Origin of the sequence: Vibrio sp. J2-4, assembly GCF_021728155.1 — a bacterium.
Taxonomy (GTDB): Bacteria; Pseudomonadota; Gammaproteobacteria; order Enterobacterales; family Vibrionaceae; genus Vibrio; species Vibrio diabolicus.
In genome coordinates, this window is record NZ_JAKKCN010000002.1 from 210,367 (window position 1) to 228,136 (window position 17,770).

Below are 17,770 nucleotides of genomic sequence, written 5' to 3' on the forward strand. Positions count from 1 at the left end.
GATACGCTCAGATAACTATAACTTTGAAAATACGGTTGTAAAAGTGTTTATCCACCTGTTCGCATCAATAATACACGTAACTTCAAAAAAAGAAGCGTTAGTGAACAATAATCCACCAATCTAAAATAAGCACTTTATTGATACATAACAGTAATCTCATTGCCACGATTGCTTAATATAGGCAACCTAATGACAAAGTAACGGATAATGAACGTGTTAAACAAGATTCGCAGTCAACTAGTAAAGAACGCAGCCAACATTTTGCGTTCTCCAGTCCAGTTATTACCACAGCCAATTCAGCAAAAAGCATTGCTGGAAGGGCTAAAAATGGTGTTTAAAGAAGCCTTGGAAGATGGTGACTTTGAGTTCCTTGAAGACAAGTGGTTAAAAGTTGCGATTAAAGACTTGAACTTAGCATGGTACATCAGCTATCAAGACGAAAAATTAGTGGTAGCTGAAAAACTAGTTCAGGAAGATGTGAGTTTTAGTGGTAATCTAAACGACCTAGTACTGATTGCTGGTCGTAAAGAAGACCCTGACACACTGTTCTTCCAACGTCGCCTTTCAATTGAAGGCGATACTGAGCTTGGCTTAGAAGTGAAAAACTTAATGGACAGTGTCGACTTAGAGCAGTTACCGAAAGCAATGCAAGTCGCTTTGAATCAATTGGCTGATTTTGTTCAGAAAGGGGTTCAAGCGCCAGCACAACCAACCGGAGTAGCGAATGCTTATTCGAACTGAAGCCCCTGCGGACATTCTTACCATTGACCGCTTATTGAAACACGCCTTCCCGACGGAAGCTGAAGCTAAGCTTGTGATGCGTTTGCGCGAAAACAGCAAATTCACACTTTCCTTAGTCGCGTGTACAGATGAGGGAGAGGTGATAGGCCATGCTTTATTTAGCCCAGTGACCTTAAATGGTGAAGATTTGTCGTGGCAAGGGCTGGCGCCATTGGCTGTTCATGAAGATTACCGTCGCCAAGGCATCGCTGCAGAGTTGATCAAAGAAGGTTTTGATTCACTGCGTGATTTTGGCTATCCAGTGTGTGTGGTGTTGGGCGATCCTGATTATTACGCGCGCCAGGGCTTTCAATCATGCGACGAGATGGGATTCGAATGCGCTTGGGATGTTCCTAAAGGTGCATTTCGTATCGCAGAGTTGGTCGAAGGTCAATGTGCCGGACGCTCCGGACGCATAGATTACGCGCCAGAGTTCTCTGAACTGTAAATGAAAGAAGCCCACTAACTCAGTGGGCTTCTTTCTTAGTTCATTGAAAACTGAGATAGGGAGATTAGGATGACTGGTCACTTTTCTTCTTACCCCAAACCTCTATTTTTGCTTTCTTACTTAGCCCTAAAACATTGAGTTTTCTGCTGCCCCAACTACTGTAAGTCATTTCAATCTGTTTTAGCTTCGCTTCTTTTGAGCCAGGAAGGCTCCATGCACGAGTCGATAATCCGCTTGTTAGCACACCCATAGAGGTTAGCTTTTTCTCACTACCGTCCGTCATCAAGACTTTTAAGTCGTTAATGTCTACCGTGCCCTGCACACATTTCAGTTTAATTTTACTGAAGCTGCGATTTCGAAATAGGCTATTTGGTGTCACGGTATCCGTTTCTGTTTGGAATTTGACGGTTTTCGTTGCAATCAGCTCCCACTCATCGCTGCTATTAGCAAAAACACTCATGCTGGTGGCGGCTACCAGTGCGCAAAGCAGCAGTGTAGGTAAGAATTTCATAATGTACCTCATATGTTATACCTACGGTATGGCCATTGTCATAGGCAGAACAGTTCAATCATTCCAATGTATTGAGGTGTTCCTTGAAGTCCTTTAGGTATAATCACGATTATTTGTTAGGATTGCCCTCGTTCAAATAGGTGACGGAAAATGTCAATTAACGAGAAACAGTATTTACACGAAATGGGCATCAGCACATGGGAGCTGGTACACCCAGATAGATTGGCAGGTTACCAATCGCCAAAAATCGATTTGCAAAGTTCTTGCAAACTCCTGTTGATCTCTCCGGTATGTCCAGAGAATGAGACGGCGGTTTTGTTTGAAAACATCCTAAAGAGTATGAAGTTAACGCTTGACCAAGCGTTACATATTGAGCCAGAGCGATTTCCATTACTTGGCCAGCACGAGCTTGAGTGGGTTTGGTTTGCTGGGTGTGAAGCCGAAGTATTGCCTGACACTAAACCGCTGACATCGCCATTGTTGCAAGATGTGGATGGGAATACCCAACAAAAACGTGCACTTTGGCAACAGATTTGTTCTTACAACAATTCGAGCAAATAAGCATTAATCCCCGTTTTACTGCAATTGGTATTGCACATGAACCCCTAGGTAAATAATGACAACTAAAATCTTACCAATGTGCGCTGAGCACTTAGATCAAGTTTGGCAAATTGAGCAGCAAGCACACTCGCATCCGTGGGCAGAGTCTTTGGTACGTGATTTATCCAGCCGTGGAGCATGTCATCATGTGATGCTCGATGGCGAGATGGTGATTGGCTACTTCTATGCGCAGAATATTGTCGGTGAAGTTACGTTGCTGAATATTGCTATCGCGCCGCATCTTCAGGGTAAAGGCTATGGTCAAAAACTGTTGGATGCGTTCTTAGAACATTGTGAGCAATCAAAAGCGGAGAGTGCTTGGCTTGAGGTGCGAGAGAGTAATAAGCCTGCTATTTATATTTATGAACAAGCTGGATTCAATGAAGTTGATCGACGTCATAACTATTACCCTGCGAAAACTGGCACGGGAAAAGAAGATGCGATCATCATGAGTTATCTCTTCTTTCACTAACGTTAACGCATCCCATAAGGCAAGTTGCACCTAAAGCGATCAGTTGCCCCTGAGGCAATAATAAGCGAGAATACCGCGCAATATTGAATCTAAAAAGCGTGTTTGCTTTTCGAGCAAGCATTCAGACATCAAAGAAGACCAGTTTCATGTCAAATACACCTTTTCTAAGCGAAGTGTCTAAACGTAGAACGTTCGCTATTATTTCTCACCCGGATGCGGGTAAAACCACCATTACTGAAAAAGTCCTTTTATTCGGAAACGCGATTCAAAAAGCAGGTACGGTTAAAGGTCGTGGTAATGCACAGCACGCAAAATCAGACTGGATGGAAATGGAAAAGGAACGTGGTATCTCGGTAACCACGTCTGTGATGCAGTTCCCTTACAATGATTGCCTGGTAAACCTACTTGATACTCCTGGACACGAAGACTTCTCGGAAGATACATATCGTACTCTAACGGCAGTCGATTCGTGTTTGATGGTTATCGATGCAGCGAAAGGTGTCGAGGATCGTACTCGTAAGCTGATGGAAGTAACCCGTCTACGCGATACGCCAATCGTGACCTTCATGAACAAACTTGACCGTGACGTTCGTGATCCAATGGAAGTATTGGACGAAGTAGAAAACGAATTGGGCATGATGTGTGCGCCTATAACGTGGCCAATCGGCTGTGGTAAAGAGTTTAAAGGTGTGTACCACATTCACCGTGATGAAACGATTTTATACGAATCTGGTCACGGTCATGAGATTCAAGAAGTTCGAATCATCAAAGGTCTAGATAACCCAGAGCTTGATGAAAAAGTCGGTGCAGGCCTTGCGGAAAGTGTTCGAGAAGAGCTTGAGCTTGTTATGGGTGCTTGCCCTGAGTTTGATTTGGAAATGTTCTTAACAGGTGACCTGACGCCAGTTTACTTCGGTACCGCATTAGGTAACTTCGGTGTAGACCACATGCTAGACGGTCTAACAGAGTGGGCACCAGCACCGAAAACGCGTCAAGCGGTTGAGCGTGAAGTTGAAGCGACAGAAGAGAAGTTCTCTGGTTTCGTATTCAAAATCCAAGCAAACATGGACCCGAAACACCGTGACCGTATCGCATTCATGCGTATTGTATCGGGTACTTACACGCAGGGTATGAAGATGAACCACGTTCGTCTTGGCAAGCAGGTGAGTATCTCTGATGCAGTAACCTTTATGGCTGGTGACCGTTCACGTGCAGAACACGCTTACGCGGGTGACATCATTGGTCTGCATAACCACGGTACTATCCAGATTGGTGATACCTTTACTCAAGGTGAGTCATTGAAGTTCTCTGGTATTCCGAACTTTGCCCCGGAACTATTCCGTCGTATTCGCCTGAAAGATCCACTAAAGCAGAAACAGCTACTAAAAGGCTTGGTGCAACTATCAGAAGAAGGTGCGGTACAGGTATTCCGTCCACTACAAAACAACGACCTGATCGTTGGTGCCGTTGGTGTACTTCAGTTCGATGTTGTTGTGGCTCGTTTGAAGTCTGAATATAACGTTGAAGCGATTTATGAAGGCATTAACGTTGCAACTGCGCGTTGGGTTGAGTGTGATGATGCGAAGAAACTGGATGAGTTCCAACGTAAGAACCAAGCAAACTTAGCATTGGATGGTGGTGATAACCTAACGTATATTGCACCAACAATGGTTAACTTAAACTTGGCGAAAGAGCGTTTCCCTGATATTGATTTCCGTGCGACGCGTGAGCACTAATCAAAAAGCGGTTTGGGTAAGCTTTAACGCAAACTAGATTTTAAAACGCCCTTGGCTATAAACTTAGCCAAGGGCGTTTTTCATAAGGATGAGATATGAACTGGTTTAAACGAGGATTGAAGCGTTACGACGACTGGTGCAAGGAGATGGGGCTAACCCCCGATCAAAAACGCAGCTGCGTTCCGTATCGAAAAGATCCTGCCCATCAAAATGAAGAGAACAGTGAAGCTCTGCTATTTTCTGATTCTCAGTTTGTCGGTACAGATAAAAAGTCTCAAGATGAAGCTCTTTGATACCCATTGTCACTTTGACTTTGATGTATTCCAAGGTGACTTTGCACATCAACTTGAGCTAGCTCAAACGCAAGGCGTGACAAGAATTCTGATTCCGTCAGTGGGACCTCAAAACTGGGCTCGTATTCAAACCTTGGCAGATCAACATGCCAATTTGTATTACGCCCTTGGGTTTCATCCGTATTTTCTTGAAGATAACGTCGAGCAGCACTTTGCTGAATTGGAACATTATCTAAAACAAAATGCTCCCCAGTGCGTGGCAATAGGAGAGTGTGGGCTAGATTTTGCCATTGATGTTGACCCACAGTTGCAAGAAAAGACACTTGAAGTTCAATTTGAACTGGCTAGACGCTTCGAACTCCCAGTTATTTTACATAGCCGAAAAGCGCACAATCGCCTTATTCAAATGGTTAAAGCGGCGAAGATCCCTCGGGGCGGTGTGCTACATGCTTTCTCTGGGAGTTATCAGCAAGCAATGGAGTGGGTCAAATTAGGTTTTTTTATCGGAGTAGGAGGAACCATCACCTACCCAAGAGCGAAGAAAACGCGCGACGCAATTCAAAAATTACCACTCAAACATCTCGTGATCGAAACAGATGCACCGGATATGCCTATACTTGGATATCAAGGGGAGTCGAATCACCCAGCCAAACTCATTCACGTCTTTAATGAGCTCGTAGAGTTGCATAACGGCTCAAAGCAATCGATTGCCTCTCAGTTATGGAAAAATAGCAATTTTGCTTTCTCGATATGTGAATAAAATCTAAAGATGTGGTTTGAAATAGAAAACGTTTTCCTGCTTATTGTGAATTAACTCACAAAGCTGGCTGAATCAATCATGAATCTTATAGGAAAGTGTGAGGCTGGCATTACTTTAATTGATTCTGCATGAGTATAATTGCTCCCGCTTTATAGCTCCATTTTGTAACACGCCAATAAATAACTTATAAGGAAGTCATAAACTATGAGCCTGTTTATGAGCCTAATCGGTATGGTAGTGCTTCTTGCGATTGCAGTGGCATTTTCTAATAACCGAAAAGCTATCAATCTAAGAACTGTGGGTGGCGCATTCGCTATCCAATTCGCATTAGGTGCATTTGTTCTGTATGTACCTTGGGGCCGTGATCTACTAAACGGTTTCTCTTCAGGTGTTTCTAACGTTATCAACTACGGTAACGATGGTTCATCATTCCTGTTCGGTGGTCTTGTTTCTGACAAGATGTTCGAAGTATTCGGCGGCGGCGGTTTCATCTTCGCATTCCGTGTTCTTCCTACACTGATCTTCTTCTCTGCACTGATTTCAGTTCTTTACTACATTGGCGTTATGCAATGGGTTATCAAGATTCTTGGTGGCGCACTACAAAAAGCGCTGGGCACTTCACGTGCGGAATCAATGTCAGCAGCAGCAAACATTTTCGTAGGTCAAACAGAAGCACCTCTAGTTGTTCGTCCATTCGTTCCAAAAATGACTCAATCAGAGCTATTCGCGGTAATGTGTGGTGGTCTAGCTTCTGTTGCTGGTGGTGTACTAGCGGGCTACGCTTCAATGGGTGTTCCACTAGAGTACCTAGTAGCAGCATCATTTATGGCGGCACCAGGTGGTCTACTATTCGCTAAAATCCTTCACCCAGAGACTGACCAGCCTCACGAAAGTATCGAAGAAGCGATGGACGGCGGCGACGACAAACCAGTAAACGTAATCGACGCAGCAGCGGGCGGTGCGGCTTCTGGTCTACAACTTGCGCTTAACGTAGGTGCAATGCTAATCGCATTCGTTGGTCTAATCGCGCTGATCAACGGTATGCTAGGTGGCATCGGTGGTTGGTTCGGCATGCCAGAACTAACGCTAGAGCTAATCCTAGGTTACGCATTCTCTCCACTAGCATTCCTAATCGGTGTTCCATGGGCTGAAGCAGTAACTGCTGGTTCATTCATCGGTCAGAAAATCGTAGTGAACGAATTCGTTGCTTACTTGAACTTCACACCATACCTAGGTGAAAACGCTCAAGTAATCGCGGCAACTGGTGAAGTAATGTCTGAGAAGACAACAGCTATCATCTCATTCGCACTATGTGGTTTCGCGAACCTTTCTTCTATCGCGATTCTACTTGGTGGTCTAGGTAGCCTTGCACCAAACCGTCGTAGTGACATCGCTCGCATGGGTGTTAAAGCTGTTCTTGCAGGTACGTTGTCTAACCTTATGGCAGCGACAATTGCAGGCTTCTGCTTAAGCCTTGCAGCACTATAATTAGAATCGGTTCTTAATATATAGACGCCGTTTTACATCATGCCCTGTAGCAAGAGATTGCTGCGGGGCATTTTTCGTTTTTCGGGCTCTAAAATCTCACCGGGTGCCGGACTCAGTCTAGGAGTTACGCAGCCGATGGAATAGGGGCTAGGAAATTTTGAGATACAAACCGTTTGCGCTCTATTTGGTGCTACAGTTTTGCGGTGAAACTCTATAATGTATTAATCACAGGATAGTGGTTAAGGTTGATACTTAATCACGTAATGAATATTACATAATCGATGGGCAAATGACTTGCCCAGCAATATCAGATCTAATAGGCGTTTTGCTGTGTGATGTGATATTAAAGACACCGCAATCATAGATTGTTGTGCCATAGGCCAAACTGGTACTGTGCGGTGACAAGGATAGCAATTGGCATATGAAATTTTCGCTGTATATGCCGAGTCTTCAGGGAACCAAGTCCGTTCATTAATAGACTGTTTAGCCATTTACTCACATTGTCTCGACTTGTTGATTATAGTTAGAGACGTGATGTAAGGCTGAGTAGTGAATTTTTTGAATATTGATCGGAGATAGAAATGAGCGATTTAAAAGCAGCAGCGCTACGTGCACTTAAACTTATGGACCTAACTACGTTGAATGACGATGACACTGATGCAAAAGTGATCTCATTATGTCATGACGCGAAAACAGCAGTAGGCAACACAGCTGCAATTTGTATTTACCCTCGCTTTATTCCTATTGCTAAGAAGACACTTCGTGAGCAAGGTACGCCAGAGGTTCGCATTGCAACAGTAACGAACTTCCCACACGGTAACGACGACATCGAAATCGCTGTTGCTGAAACAAAAGCGGCGGTTGCTTACGGTGCAGACGAAGTTGACGTTGTTTTCCCATACCGCGCGCTAATGGCGGGTGATGAGAAAGTAGGCTTCGAACTAGTTAAGCAATGTAAAGAGGCTTGTGGTGATATTCTTCTTAAAGTCATCATCGAAACGGGTGAACTAAAAGAAGAAGCACTAATCAAGAAAGCATCTCAAATCTGTATTGAAGCAGGTGCTGACTTCATTAAAACTTCAACTGGTAAAGTGCCAGTAAACGCAACACCAGAATACGCACGCATGATGCTTGAAGTTATTCGCGACATGGGTGTTGCAGAAACTGTTGGTTTCAAACCAGCAGGTGGTGTGCGCACTGCTGAAGACGCAGCTGCATACCTAGCAATGGCTGACGAAATCCTAGGTGACAACTGGGTTGATGCTCGTCACTACCGTTTCGGTGCGTCTAGCCTGCTAACTAACCTACTAAATACATTAGAAGTGACAGACGAAACTGCTGATCCAGCAGCGTACTAATCCCAATAATATGTCTGAACGGTAGCACCTAAACGGGTGCTACCAAACCTCTTCTATCCTACTTAACCATGGCTCACTGAGAGCATGGGAGGCACTAATGTATTTACCACAAGAAATCATTCGTAAAAAACGTGACGGTGAAGTACTTACCGCAGACGAAATCAACTTCTTTATTCAAGGCGTAGCAAATAACACCGTATCTGAAGGTCAGATCGCGGCGTTTGCTATGACGATTTTCTTCAATGAAATGACCATGGATGAGCGCATCGCCTTAACGTGTGCAATGCGTGATTCGGGCATGGTTATCGACTGGAGCCACATGAACTTTGGTGGCCCAATTGTCGACAAACACTCTACCGGCGGTGTGGGTGACGTAACGTCTTTGATGCTTGGCCCTATGGTGGCAGCATGCGGCGGATTCGTACCAATGATCTCTGGCCGTGGTCTTGGCCACACAGGTGGTACGCTAGATAAGCTTGAGTCTATTCCAGGCTACAACATCACACCAAGCAACGATGTGTTTGGGCAAGTAACTAAAGATGCAGGCGTGGCGATCATCGGTCAAACTGGTGACCTTGCTCCAGCGGATAAGCGTGTTTACGCGACTCGTGATATTACCGCAACCGTAGACAACATTTCTCTGATCACGGCTTCCATTCTTTCTAAGAAATTGGCGGCGGGTCTGGAGTCGCTAGTGATGGACGTTAAAGTCGGCTCTGGTGCATTCATGCCAACTTACGAAGCGTCTGAAGAGCTAGCGAAATCAATCGTAGCAGTAGCAAACGGTGCGGGTACTAAGACCACTGCAATCCTGACAGACATGAACCAAGTATTGGCCTCTTCGGCAGGTAATGCGGTGGAAGTTCGTGAAGCGGTTCGTTTCCTAACTGGTGAATACCGTAATCCACGCCTACTTGAAGTCACCATGGCTTCTTGTGCAGAAATGCTGGTACTTGGCAAACTGGCTGAGAACACAGAAGACGCACGCGCAAAACTGATGGAAGTGCTGGATAACGGCAAAGCGGCTGAGTGCTTCGGCAAGATGGTTGCTGGTCTTGGCGGCCCAGCAGACTTCGTAGAAAACTACGATAACTACCTAGAAAAAGCGGAAATCATCAAGCCAGTTTACGCGACGGAAACGGGCATTGTTTCAGCCATGGACACGCGTGCGATTGGCATGGCTGTCGTTGCTATGGGTGGTGGTCGCCGTGTTGCTACTGATGAAATCGACTATGCCGTAGGTTTCGACGAGTTCATCCGCTTGGGCGAAGTTGCAGATAGCGATAAACCTCTTGCCGTTATCCACGCTCGCAGCGAAGAGCAGTGGGAAGAAGCGGCAAAAGCACTGCGCAGTGCAATCAAAGTAGGTGGTGAGTACACACCAACTCCAGAGGTTTACCGCCAAATTCGTGCAGAAGATATTTAATAGAACAAGTAATTACACAAGGCCTACTCAACCATAATAAAAAGCCGAGTGGGCCTAAGGAACGAGCAATGAAAAGAGCATTTATTTTAGTACTAGACTCATTCGGTATTGGTGCAACCGCTGACGCTGAGAAATTTGGTGATGTAGGTTCAGACACACTAGGCCACATCGCAGAACAATGCGAAAAAGGCTTAGCAGATAACGACCAACGTCAAGGCGCACTTCGCCTTCCAAACCTATCTAAGTTAGGTTTGGCAATGGCACATAAAGAGTCAACAGGTCGCTTCGCACCTGGCCTAGACGCAGATGCCGAAATCATTGGTGCGTACGGTCACGCAGCAGAGCTTTCTTCTGGTAAAGATACGCCGTCTGGTCACTGGGAAATCGCAGGTGTTCCTGTTCTGTTTGACTGGGGTTACTTCACAGACAAATCAAACAGCTTCCCTAAAGAGCTGACGGATCGCATCCTTGAGCGCGCGGGTCTTGACGGTTTCCTAGGTAACTGCCACGCATCTGGTACTCAAGTTCTTGATGACTTGGGTGAAGAGCATATGAAGACTGGGCAGCCAATCTTCTACACCTCTGCGGACTCTGTATTCCAAATAGCCTGTCACGAAGAGACATTCGGTCTAGACCGTTTACTAGAGCTTTGCCAAATTGCGCGTGAAGAACTAGAAGATTACAACATCGGCCGTGTAATCGCGCGCCCATTCATTGGCCCGGGTAAAGGTCAATTTGAGCGTACGGGTAACCGTCGTGACCTATCTGTAGAGCCACCATCAGCGACTATCTTACAAAAGTTAGTTGATGAGAAGGGCGGTCAGGTTCATTCCATCGGTAAGATTTCAGATATTTATGCTGGTTGTGGGATCACTAAGAAAACCAAAGCAACAGGCATTCCAGCACTATTTGAAGCAACGAAAGAAGCGATCAAAGAAGCGGGTGATAACACCATCGTATTCACTAACTTCGTCGACTTCGATTCAGCTTACGGTCACCGTCGTGATGTGGCGGGTTACGCTGCAGCGCTTGAGTACTTTGATGGTCGCATCAATGAAGTGCTAGAACTGATGGGTGAAGATGACGTGCTTATCCTAACAGCAGACCACGGCTGTGATCCAACATGGCCAGGTACTGACCATACTCGTGAGCACATCCCAGTATTGGTTTACGGTCAAAAAGTGCCAGCAGGCTCTCTTGGCTGCCGCGAAACATTCGCAGACATTGGCCAAACATTGGCGAGCTACTTCGGTACTTCTCCAATGGATTACGGTAAGAATTTCCTATAATTAGGATATTGAAAACTAGGAGCTGAATGCTCCTAGTTTTATGTTTGCAGTATGCAAGTACTGCTTGTCGGAAATGAGAATACTCTGGCTTATATCGCCTTAAGCGCGGAGCGCTAGAGAAAGGTTAAGGAAAAGAAAATGGCAACTCCACATATCAATGCTGAAATGGGTGCATTCGCAGACGTCGTACTGATGCCGGGTGACCCGCTACGTGCAAAATACATCGCAGAAACCTTCCTTGAAGACGTTGTGCAAGTGTGTGATGTGCGTAATATGTTCGGTTACACAGGCACATACAAAGGCCGTAAGATCTCGGTAATGGGCCACGGTATGGGTATCCCATCATGCTCGATTTACGCAACGGAGCTAATTAAAGACTTCGGCGTGAAGAAAATCATCCGTGTTGGTAGCTGTGGCGCAGTAAACGAAGACATCAAAGTGCGTGATGTTGTGATCGGTATGGGCGCGTGTACGGATTCTAAAGTGAACCGTATCCGTTTTAAAGGTCATGACTTTGCAGCAATCGCAGACTACAAAATGGTTCGCGCGGCAGAAGACGCAGCAAAAGCACGTGGCATTGATGTGAAAGTCGGTAATCTATTTTCAGCGGAGCTTTTCTACACGCCAGATCCAGAAATGTTCGACGTAATGGACAAGTACGGCATTGTTGGTGTTGAAATGGAAGCGGCGGGTATCTACGGCGTAGCGGCAGAATACGGTGCAAAAGCTCTGACAATCTGTACGGTTTCAGATCACATCAAAACGGGTGAGCAAACAACTTCTGATGAGCGTCAAACAACATTCAACGACATGATGCTAATCGCACTAGATTCAGTATTGCTAGGCGACGAAGAATAAGCGACAAAGAGTCATCTTAGTTTCTTGACATTAAGAACTAAAAGAACAGCCCGCACAATGCGGGCTGTTTTTGTATTAGATGTTGATTACCGACTGACTATTTGGTTAGCAGTAGGTTTTGCGCTTTTTTACGGCGGATAGGCTGTCTACGTAAAATCATAATGAATAACATGCCGCACACAAAACTCATTAGCACCATCATGTACATGTAGCGATCACTCTTACGATAGTGGTGGTCAGAAATCGCGGTTACACGACCTGTCTCAAAGGTAACGCGAACAAAACCGATGAGTGCTTCATCGGCAAATACTGGTTCAACCAACTGCTGGCGGCCAATGGAAGCTGTTGCCAAGGGCGTGTCTAAGCCTAAAACTTCGCGTACCGATAGCGCATCTTCACTAGACGCTAAACGTACGCCTTGTGCATCATATATTGTCGCATCAAACACCAAACGGTCTTGTGCTAGCTGGTTTGTCAGCTTAAGTAAGCGTTCTTGATCTTTGGTCAAAATCATTTCACTGGCAGAAAGAGACGCCTGTGAAATCAAAACTTTGGTGAGTGTCTCAAGCTGCTGTGCTTGAATTTTCTCGTTGCCCTTACTGATCACAACACTGTTTTTGATCGTGATAAACAACATCACACACAGTAGGATTAGTGCCAGAATTCTTAGGGCATTCCTTACTGAGAACAAGGATTCACTCATGCTCTTTACTCATCCATTTAAAATAAAACAAAGACTTGCCTTTTTAGTTTGTTGAGGTAACGTTTTAGCAAAGTCATAAGGGATTATATACATGGACGCGTCAAAAAGCTTGCCTATCAGAAAACATACGACACTTTTAAAACGATTACCCGAGACTCGATTTGCCTCCCAACTAGATAAAGCAAAAGCAAACTGGATAGTGTTTGCAGAATACCTTTCGCCACGTCATTTTGAAGACATTGATTTCTTCACAGGGGTCTACAACCCCGTGTTAGAAACGTGGAAAGTTGGCCAATATGAAGTCGCCTTGATGGCAGGAGAGTTGACCCCTCAACACGAAACGATCTTACAAAGCCTCAACTTGGATTACGCCTCGCTTAATGAAGTTCCAGATCTCTCAACCCAAGGTTTGATTGTATTTGACATGGACTCAACGGCAATCCAGATAGAGTGTATTGATGAAATCGCAAAATTGGCCGGAGTCGGGGATGAGGTGGCAGAAGTTACTGAACGTGCGATGCAAGGAGAACTGGATTTTGAGCAAAGTTTGCGTCAACGCGTAGGCAAGCTCAAAGGTGCTGATGAATCAATTCTTGAACAAGTTCGTTCCCAATTGCCATTTATGCCGGACTTTGAAGCGTTAATCGCAACGTTAAAAGCACTAGGCTGGAAAACAGCGATTGCTTCCGGTGGTTTTACTTACTTCTCGGACTACATCAAAGATAAAGTCGATTTAGATTTTGCTCGCTCTAATCAGTTGGAAATCATTAATGGTAAGCTCACGGGGAACGTACTTGGCGATGTGGTTACCGCGCAGATGAAGTCAGATATCCTGGTGGAGTTGGCGGATGAATACGAAATTGAGCAGCACAACACGGTTGCTGTCGGTGATGGCGCTAACGATCTTGTGATGATGTCGGTGGCGGGCTTAGGTATCGCGTACCACGCAAAACCTAAAGTGGAAGCTCAAGCGCAATCTGCGATTCGCTTTGCAGGCTTAGGCGGTGTGCTCTGTATTTTATCTGGTGCACTGGTGAAGCAGCAAAAGGTCAGCTGGAAAGCAAAACCTTAATTTATCCATTCAAAAACACCGCCTTTCTGGCGGTGTTTTTCGTTGACTTAGTATGGCTCTAAATTTACTCGGTTAACTCCAACCTAATTACAACTTCTTCCGTAATGTCTTCAAACTCACTGTAACCGACCAAAGCGGTCAGCTCCTTTTCTAATTTGCTCGCTTGATGTACACCAAATTGGGTTAAGTCACTTAAATCTTGTTGCAGCAACGATGTCATCGGATCGAAAATTGGGGCTGTAGATAAGCGAATCACGTAGAAGTCCCCCATCATTCGCGCTTTCTTTATAAATTGAATCCGTTCTTTTACGCTGTTGAACTCTTGATGAAGCTTAGACTCAATGCCTGTAATTTTATTGCCGACTTTGGCTGCGCTAATGTAGATATCCTGATGCCTTGCTTGAGCTCCCTCTACACGCTTTATCGGCTCTGCGATTAATGTGCTTGTTCGACCTTTAAAGATAGGTTCAAGTGACAACAATTGATCGTGCCCAAGGCGTGCAAAAAGCTCAATGTGCTTAGGTAGCGGCAAATTCACCCCAATAACGGGGGTTTTGATTGAAGACGACGCTGTTTTACTGATAAAAATGGGTGTGCTCAGAGTTCGAGAGAGCAACATGCTGTGCAGTCTTTCAAGTAACGCATTACTCGGTAGCATCTCTTTCTGCGGGATCAACTTATCTTGATTGTGCTCGATAATGCTGTTGAAAAAGGCGATCACTTTAATGGTGTGGCTGCTTTCATCAATAACTAACTGTACGCTACAGCCATCTGGGCTAACACGAATTACCCGGTATGGCACCGACGTTAAAGGCAGCTTTTTGTCGTAGAGTTGTAACTCTCGGAAGTTGACTTGAACCTCTTGCCCAGAGCGCAACATGGTAGGTTCGTCCAGTTTAATGCCGAGCCCTCGCTTTGAAATATCGACGGTGCTGCCGCTCGCTGTGACGGGCCCAGAACGTAGTTCTATTGGGGTCTTAAATCGGTAACGTGGCTCTTTACGACGAGACTTGGCATCAAAATAAATGCCTTTCGGGTTGCCTATAACTCTTCTCGGATGGCGAAATGCATTTAACGTATTTGCGGGTAAGCGCGGCTTTTCAGTGAGCAGATAATCCTGCCCTGATTTTTCGTCAGCAATTTCTTGCAAGATGCCAATGTGAGTCAATGATTGGGACGTTTCAGCTAACTCCGGAGAGAAAGCGGCTAAGTCTTCCTGTTCTTGCTCTGACAGTTCAAATATCGAAATTCTAAACGCGCGCCAACTTTCACGTTTAGCACCTAAATGCCAAAATAGCTGGCGTTGTTCACGAGTGGCCTCAGGACGAAGCATCGAATAGAAATAGGTTCGGTTTTCGTGCTCGTGAGTAAATGAATAAAGGACATTGGTGGTGCCTTTAACGCCAGGTTTAATGAGTGACGCGACTCGCTTCTCATTAAATAAGGACCCAAACATTTGCTGGTTCCTTTCATCATGCCAGTACTGCCAAAGCTTTTGATTGTTTGGCGTCAACATAGCGAGTTTCAGCTCACTGCCATCAAAGAATAGAGGTAAGCTGCTGGTGTGCTTAAGTGCGATGTGCTCATAACCACGAGTTCGAGCTCGAATGATCTTATCTTGATTATCGTGACGAGCTCTTTTAGCTGCGCTGTTGAGCGCTTCATCGATCACTCGAGTAACGACATTGGTTTCAGTTAAACGTATGGTTCTGAGGTATCGAACTGAGTCATTCTCGTAACAGTCATCAACCGCAAGTATGCGGTACGCCAGCGGTTTCTCTATACCGGCAACCTGAGATTTGCTGGCAAACTCAGTAAACGTGACCTGAATAATCTCCCCAAGGTTATATTTAAACGCACTTGGGACTTTGAACTTTGCGCCAGAGCAGGATAAGTCAATGCTTAACCCATGCAGAAGTTGCCCTTTAGATCGGCAAATCTCGACTTGAGATTGGACTTTCAAGCGCTTTTCTTGGCGCTTTAAGTCATAGCCGAGGTGAACGGGCTCCGCTAAGAAAGGGCTTTTAGGATCCGTTAACGATTGCGTTTTTTGTTGAGTCAGACGTTTGCTCATTACGCGAAAGTTATTCCGTGTGTTGACCAAAGCTTCCCACATTCCCTCAGTGTAGCCGCCAAACTTTTTGATGTTTTTATGGTAAGCGTTGAAAGCAACGTCATCTAACCAATGTGGAATACCATCCAAAATATACTCGCGACATTCACCTTGGACGCGACCGCGCAGATCGATGCTTTTTTTGCACGGAGCCATCAAGCGGTTAAGTTCCATTTTCACTAAGATTTTGGCCGAAGGCGGCTCTTCCTCGGTCAATTGGCCAAGGACAAAGTCAAAGTCATCCGAACCGTAAACGGGAATGAGTCGTTCTGCGATCGAGAGAATTTCAGATTGCTGCATTATTTCTGTTAGAGTATGTCGTTACTTTAAATTGTATCGGCTAAGCGAAGTAAAACTTAAGTATATCAATAGTTCATTTCAGTTAAGGTCTGACTTGGCTGTGCTTAGTCACATTTGTAGAAAAAATCGAGGCATCATGGCGAAAGCAAAACGAGCGTATGTTTGTAATGATTGTGGCGCGGATTTTCCCCGTTGGCAGGGGCAGTGTAACGCATGTGGTTCGTGGAATACGATAACAGAAGTCCGTATCGCTGCATCGCCAACGGTTGCTCGTAATGAACGTTTATCCGGCTACGCGGGTTCCGCAACAGAAGCAACAGTTCAAACGTTATCTGAAATTGATCTGCAGGAAGTGCCACGCTTCACCAGTGGGTTTAAAGAGCTTGACCGCGTATTAGGTGGGGGCGTTGTACCCGGCGCCGCTATTTTGATTGGTGGTAACCCTGGCGCTGGTAAATCCACCTTGTTGCTGCAAACCATGTGTAGTTTGTCTGCGCAAATGCCAACGCTCTACGTAACAGGTGAAGAATCGTTGCAGCAGGTAGCAATGCGTGCTTCTCGACTAGGGTTGCCGAAAGAGCACTTAAAAATGCTATCGGAAACGAACGTCGACAAAATTTGCCAAATCGCCGAAAAAGAGCAACCTCGTATTATGGTGATTGACTCGATTCAGGTAATGCACGTTTCAGATGTTCAATCGTCACCGGGCAGTGTTGCTCAAGTACGTGAATCTGCGACTGCTCTGACACGATACGCAAAACAGAATAACGTCGCGGTATTTATTGTTGGTCACGTAACAAAAGATGGTACCCTTGCGGGCCCTAAAGTTCTTGAGCACATTATAGACTGTTCAGTGCTGCTTGATGGTGGTACTGATAGCCGCTTTCGCACATTGCGTAGTCATAAAAACCGCTTTGGCGCTGTGAATGAGCTCGGTGTTTTTGCAATGACAGGCCAAGGGTTGAAAGAAGTGAGTAACCCATCCGCGATTTTCCTTTCTCGTGGTGAAGAAGAAACATCAGGTTCTTCTGTTATGGTGGTTTGGGAAGGTACGCGTCCTCTATTAGTAGAGATTCAAGCGTTGGTGGATTACTCCCAATTGGCAAACCCTCGCCGTGTTGCGGTCGGTTTGGAGCAGAACCGTTTATCACTTTTGCTCGCTGTGTTGCATAAGCATGGTGGCTTACAAATGGCAGACCAAGATGTCTTTGTTAATGTGGTTGGCGGTGTTAAGGTGACGGAGACGAGTGCCGATCTTGCGTTAGTTATGGCGCTTTTATCGAGTTTTCGTGACCGTCCACTACCTAAAGATGTGGTTATTTTTGGGGAGGTCGGGCTTGCAGGCGAAATCCGTCCTGTGCCAAGTGGGCAAGAACGTTTGAATGAAGCGTTCAAACATGGTTTCAAGAAAGCCATTGTGCCTGCAGCCAACATGCCGAAAGGCGGCATTCCTGGCATGCAAATTCACGGCGTTAAGAAATTGTCGGAAGCTATAGAGGCTTTTGACGAGCTGTAATGCTCATAAGAATGGTATTTGTGTAATCACAAACTGTTCTATCCGTC

The 17,770-nt window shown here is 45.4% G+C and carries 17 protein-coding genes; 14 read left to right on the top strand and 3 right to left on the bottom strand.

The annotated features are described in order from the left end of the window. Positions 1-213: 213 nt before the first annotated feature. Together L3V32_RS06330 and L3V32_RS06335 are read left to right on the top strand one after the other, a co-directional pair. Complete coding sequence (locus tag L3V32_RS06330) at positions 214-741, top strand: SCP2 domain-containing protein (protein ID WP_237284221.1); 528 nt, start codon at positions 214-216, stop codon at positions 739-741. Beyond that, a complete protein-coding gene (locus tag L3V32_RS06335) occupies positions 725-1,228 on the top strand; it encodes a GNAT family N-acetyltransferase (protein ID WP_012841450.1) in 504 nt (167 codons plus the stop codon). The genes L3V32_RS06330 and L3V32_RS06335 overlap by 17 nt, the downstream gene beginning before the upstream one ends. Positions 1,229-1,292: 64 nt before the next feature. Here the strand turns inward: L3V32_RS06335 and L3V32_RS06340 are convergent, their stop codons facing one another. Then, positions 1,293-1,739 carry a hypothetical protein gene (locus L3V32_RS06340; protein WP_053809238.1) on the bottom strand — a complete coding sequence of 149 codons (447 nt, stop codon included), beginning with the start codon at positions 1,737-1,739 and terminating at the stop codon, positions 1,293-1,295. A 150-nt stretch (positions 1,740-1,889) separates the two neighbouring features. Between L3V32_RS06340 and L3V32_RS06345 the strand changes: the two genes are divergently transcribed. From L3V32_RS06345 to deoD, 10 genes are all read left to right on the top strand, one after another. Next, positions 1,890-2,300, top strand: a complete 411-nt coding sequence (locus L3V32_RS06345; RefSeq protein WP_005394642.1) for a DNA polymerase III subunit psi — start codon at positions 1,890-1,892, stop codon at positions 2,298-2,300. Between the two features lie 55 nt (positions 2,301-2,355). Beyond that, positions 2,356-2,811, top strand: coding sequence for a ribosomal protein S18-alanine N-acetyltransferase (gene rimI / locus L3V32_RS06350; RefSeq protein ID WP_005394641.1), 456 nt, complete (start codon positions 2,356-2,358; stop codon positions 2,809-2,811). Between the two features lie 146 nt (positions 2,812-2,957). Next, positions 2,958-4,547 (top strand): peptide chain release factor 3, encoded by a 1,590-nt coding sequence (gene prfC / locus L3V32_RS06355; protein WP_012841453.1) that lies wholly within the window; start codon positions 2,958-2,960, stop codon positions 4,545-4,547. A gap of 95 nt (positions 4,548-4,642) precedes the next feature. Continuing rightward, positions 4,643-4,840: a DUF5363 family protein gene (locus L3V32_RS06360; protein ID WP_046875042.1), complete on the top strand. Its 198-nt coding sequence runs from the start codon at positions 4,643-4,645 to the stop codon at positions 4,838-4,840. Further along, positions 4,827-5,600, top strand: coding sequence for a TatD family hydrolase (locus L3V32_RS06365; RefSeq protein ID WP_237283992.1), 774 nt, complete (start codon positions 4,827-4,829; stop codon positions 5,598-5,600). The genes L3V32_RS06360 and L3V32_RS06365 overlap by 14 nt, the downstream gene beginning before the upstream one ends. Positions 5,601-5,804: 204 nt before the next feature. Next, entirely contained in the window at positions 5,805-7,088 is a 1,284-nt protein-coding gene (locus L3V32_RS06370) for a NupC/NupG family nucleoside CNT transporter (RefSeq protein WP_006742377.1), read from the top strand. Between the two features lie 581 nt (positions 7,089-7,669). Next, positions 7,670-8,446: a deoxyribose-phosphate aldolase gene (gene deoC, locus L3V32_RS06375; RefSeq protein WP_006742378.1), complete on the top strand. Its 777-nt coding sequence runs from the start codon at positions 7,670-7,672 to the stop codon at positions 8,444-8,446. A 97-nt stretch (positions 8,447-8,543) separates the two neighbouring features. Then, positions 8,544-9,872 (top strand): thymidine phosphorylase, encoded by a 1,329-nt coding sequence (gene deoA, locus L3V32_RS06380; RefSeq protein ID WP_176320136.1) that lies wholly within the window; start codon positions 8,544-8,546, stop codon positions 9,870-9,872. A gap of 68 nt (positions 9,873-9,940) precedes the next feature. Next, positions 9,941-11,161 (top strand): phosphopentomutase, encoded by a 1,221-nt coding sequence (locus L3V32_RS06385; RefSeq protein WP_237283993.1) that lies wholly within the window; start codon positions 9,941-9,943, stop codon positions 11,159-11,161. Positions 11,162-11,299: 138 nt separating this feature from the next. Then, positions 11,300-12,019, top strand: a complete 720-nt coding sequence (deoD, locus tag L3V32_RS06390; RefSeq protein ID WP_006742381.1) for a purine-nucleoside phosphorylase — start codon at positions 11,300-11,302, stop codon at positions 12,017-12,019. A gap of 97 nt (positions 12,020-12,116) precedes the next feature. Here the strand turns inward: deoD and L3V32_RS06395 are convergent, their stop codons facing one another. After that, positions 12,117-12,722, bottom strand: coding sequence for a YtjB family periplasmic protein (locus tag L3V32_RS06395; protein WP_041852892.1), 606 nt, complete (start codon positions 12,720-12,722; stop codon positions 12,117-12,119). Positions 12,723-12,813: 91 nt separating this feature from the next. On the opposite strand from L3V32_RS06395, the gene serB reads away from it, so the two are divergent. Continuing rightward, a complete protein-coding gene (gene serB, locus L3V32_RS06400; protein WP_006742382.1) occupies positions 12,814-13,794 on the top strand; it encodes a phosphoserine phosphatase in 981 nt (326 codons plus the stop codon). A gap of 64 nt (positions 13,795-13,858) precedes the next feature. Here the strand turns inward: serB and L3V32_RS06405 are convergent, their stop codons facing one another. After that, complete coding sequence (locus L3V32_RS06405; RefSeq protein ID WP_182036653.1) at positions 13,859-16,207, bottom strand: PilZ domain-containing protein; 2,349 nt, start codon at positions 16,205-16,207, stop codon at positions 13,859-13,861. Between the two features lie 136 nt (positions 16,208-16,343). Between L3V32_RS06405 and radA the strand changes: the two genes are divergently transcribed. Beyond that, on the top strand, positions 16,344-17,723 hold the full coding sequence (radA, locus tag L3V32_RS06410; protein ID WP_046875036.1) for a DNA repair protein RadA: 1,380 nt from the start codon (positions 16,344-16,346) through the stop codon (positions 17,721-17,723). Positions 17,724-17,770 lie beyond the last annotated feature (47 nt).

Excerpts from the sequence above, each read along its gene's own strand:
- deoD (WP_006742381.1), top strand. The coding sequence starts at position 11,300 with ATGGCAACTCCACATATCAATGCTGAAATGGGTGCATTCGCAGACGTC.
- serB (WP_006742382.1), top strand. The coding sequence starts at position 12,814 with ATGGACGCGTCAAAAAGCTTGCCTATCAGAAAACATACGACACTTTTA.
- deoC (WP_006742378.1), top strand. The coding sequence starts at position 7,670 with ATGAGCGATTTAAAAGCAGCAGCGCTACGTGCACTTAAACTTATGGAC.
- L3V32_RS06405 (WP_182036653.1), bottom strand. The coding sequence starts at position 16,207 with ATGCAGCAATCTGAAATTCTCTCGATCGCAGAACGACTCATTCCCGTT.
- deoA (WP_176320136.1), top strand. The coding sequence starts at position 8,544 with ATGTATTTACCACAAGAAATCATTCGTAAAAAACGTGACGGTGAAGTA.
- L3V32_RS06365 (WP_237283992.1), top strand. The coding sequence starts at position 4,827 with ATGAAGCTCTTTGATACCCATTGTCACTTTGACTTTGATGTATTCCAA.
- prfC (WP_012841453.1), top strand. The coding sequence starts at position 2,958 with ATGTCAAATACACCTTTTCTAAGCGAAGTGTCTAAACGTAGAACGTTC.
- L3V32_RS06340 (WP_053809238.1), bottom strand. The coding sequence starts at position 1,739 with ATGAAATTCTTACCTACACTGCTGCTTTGCGCACTGGTAGCCGCCACC.
- L3V32_RS06370 (WP_006742377.1), top strand. The coding sequence starts at position 5,805 with ATGAGCCTGTTTATGAGCCTAATCGGTATGGTAGTGCTTCTTGCGATT.
- L3V32_RS06345 (WP_005394642.1), top strand. The coding sequence starts at position 1,890 with ATGTCAATTAACGAGAAACAGTATTTACACGAAATGGGCATCAGCACA.
- rimI (WP_005394641.1), top strand. The coding sequence starts at position 2,356 with ATGACAACTAAAATCTTACCAATGTGCGCTGAGCACTTAGATCAAGTT.
- L3V32_RS06360 (WP_046875042.1), top strand. The coding sequence starts at position 4,643 with ATGAACTGGTTTAAACGAGGATTGAAGCGTTACGACGACTGGTGCAAG.
- L3V32_RS06335 (WP_012841450.1), top strand. The coding sequence starts at position 725 with ATGCTTATTCGAACTGAAGCCCCTGCGGACATTCTTACCATTGACCGC.
- L3V32_RS06395 (WP_041852892.1), bottom strand. The coding sequence starts at position 12,722 with ATGAGTGAATCCTTGTTCTCAGTAAGGAATGCCCTAAGAATTCTGGCA.
- L3V32_RS06385 (WP_237283993.1), top strand. The coding sequence starts at position 9,941 with ATGAAAAGAGCATTTATTTTAGTACTAGACTCATTCGGTATTGGTGCA.
- radA (WP_046875036.1), top strand. The coding sequence starts at position 16,344 with ATGGCGAAAGCAAAACGAGCGTATGTTTGTAATGATTGTGGCGCGGAT.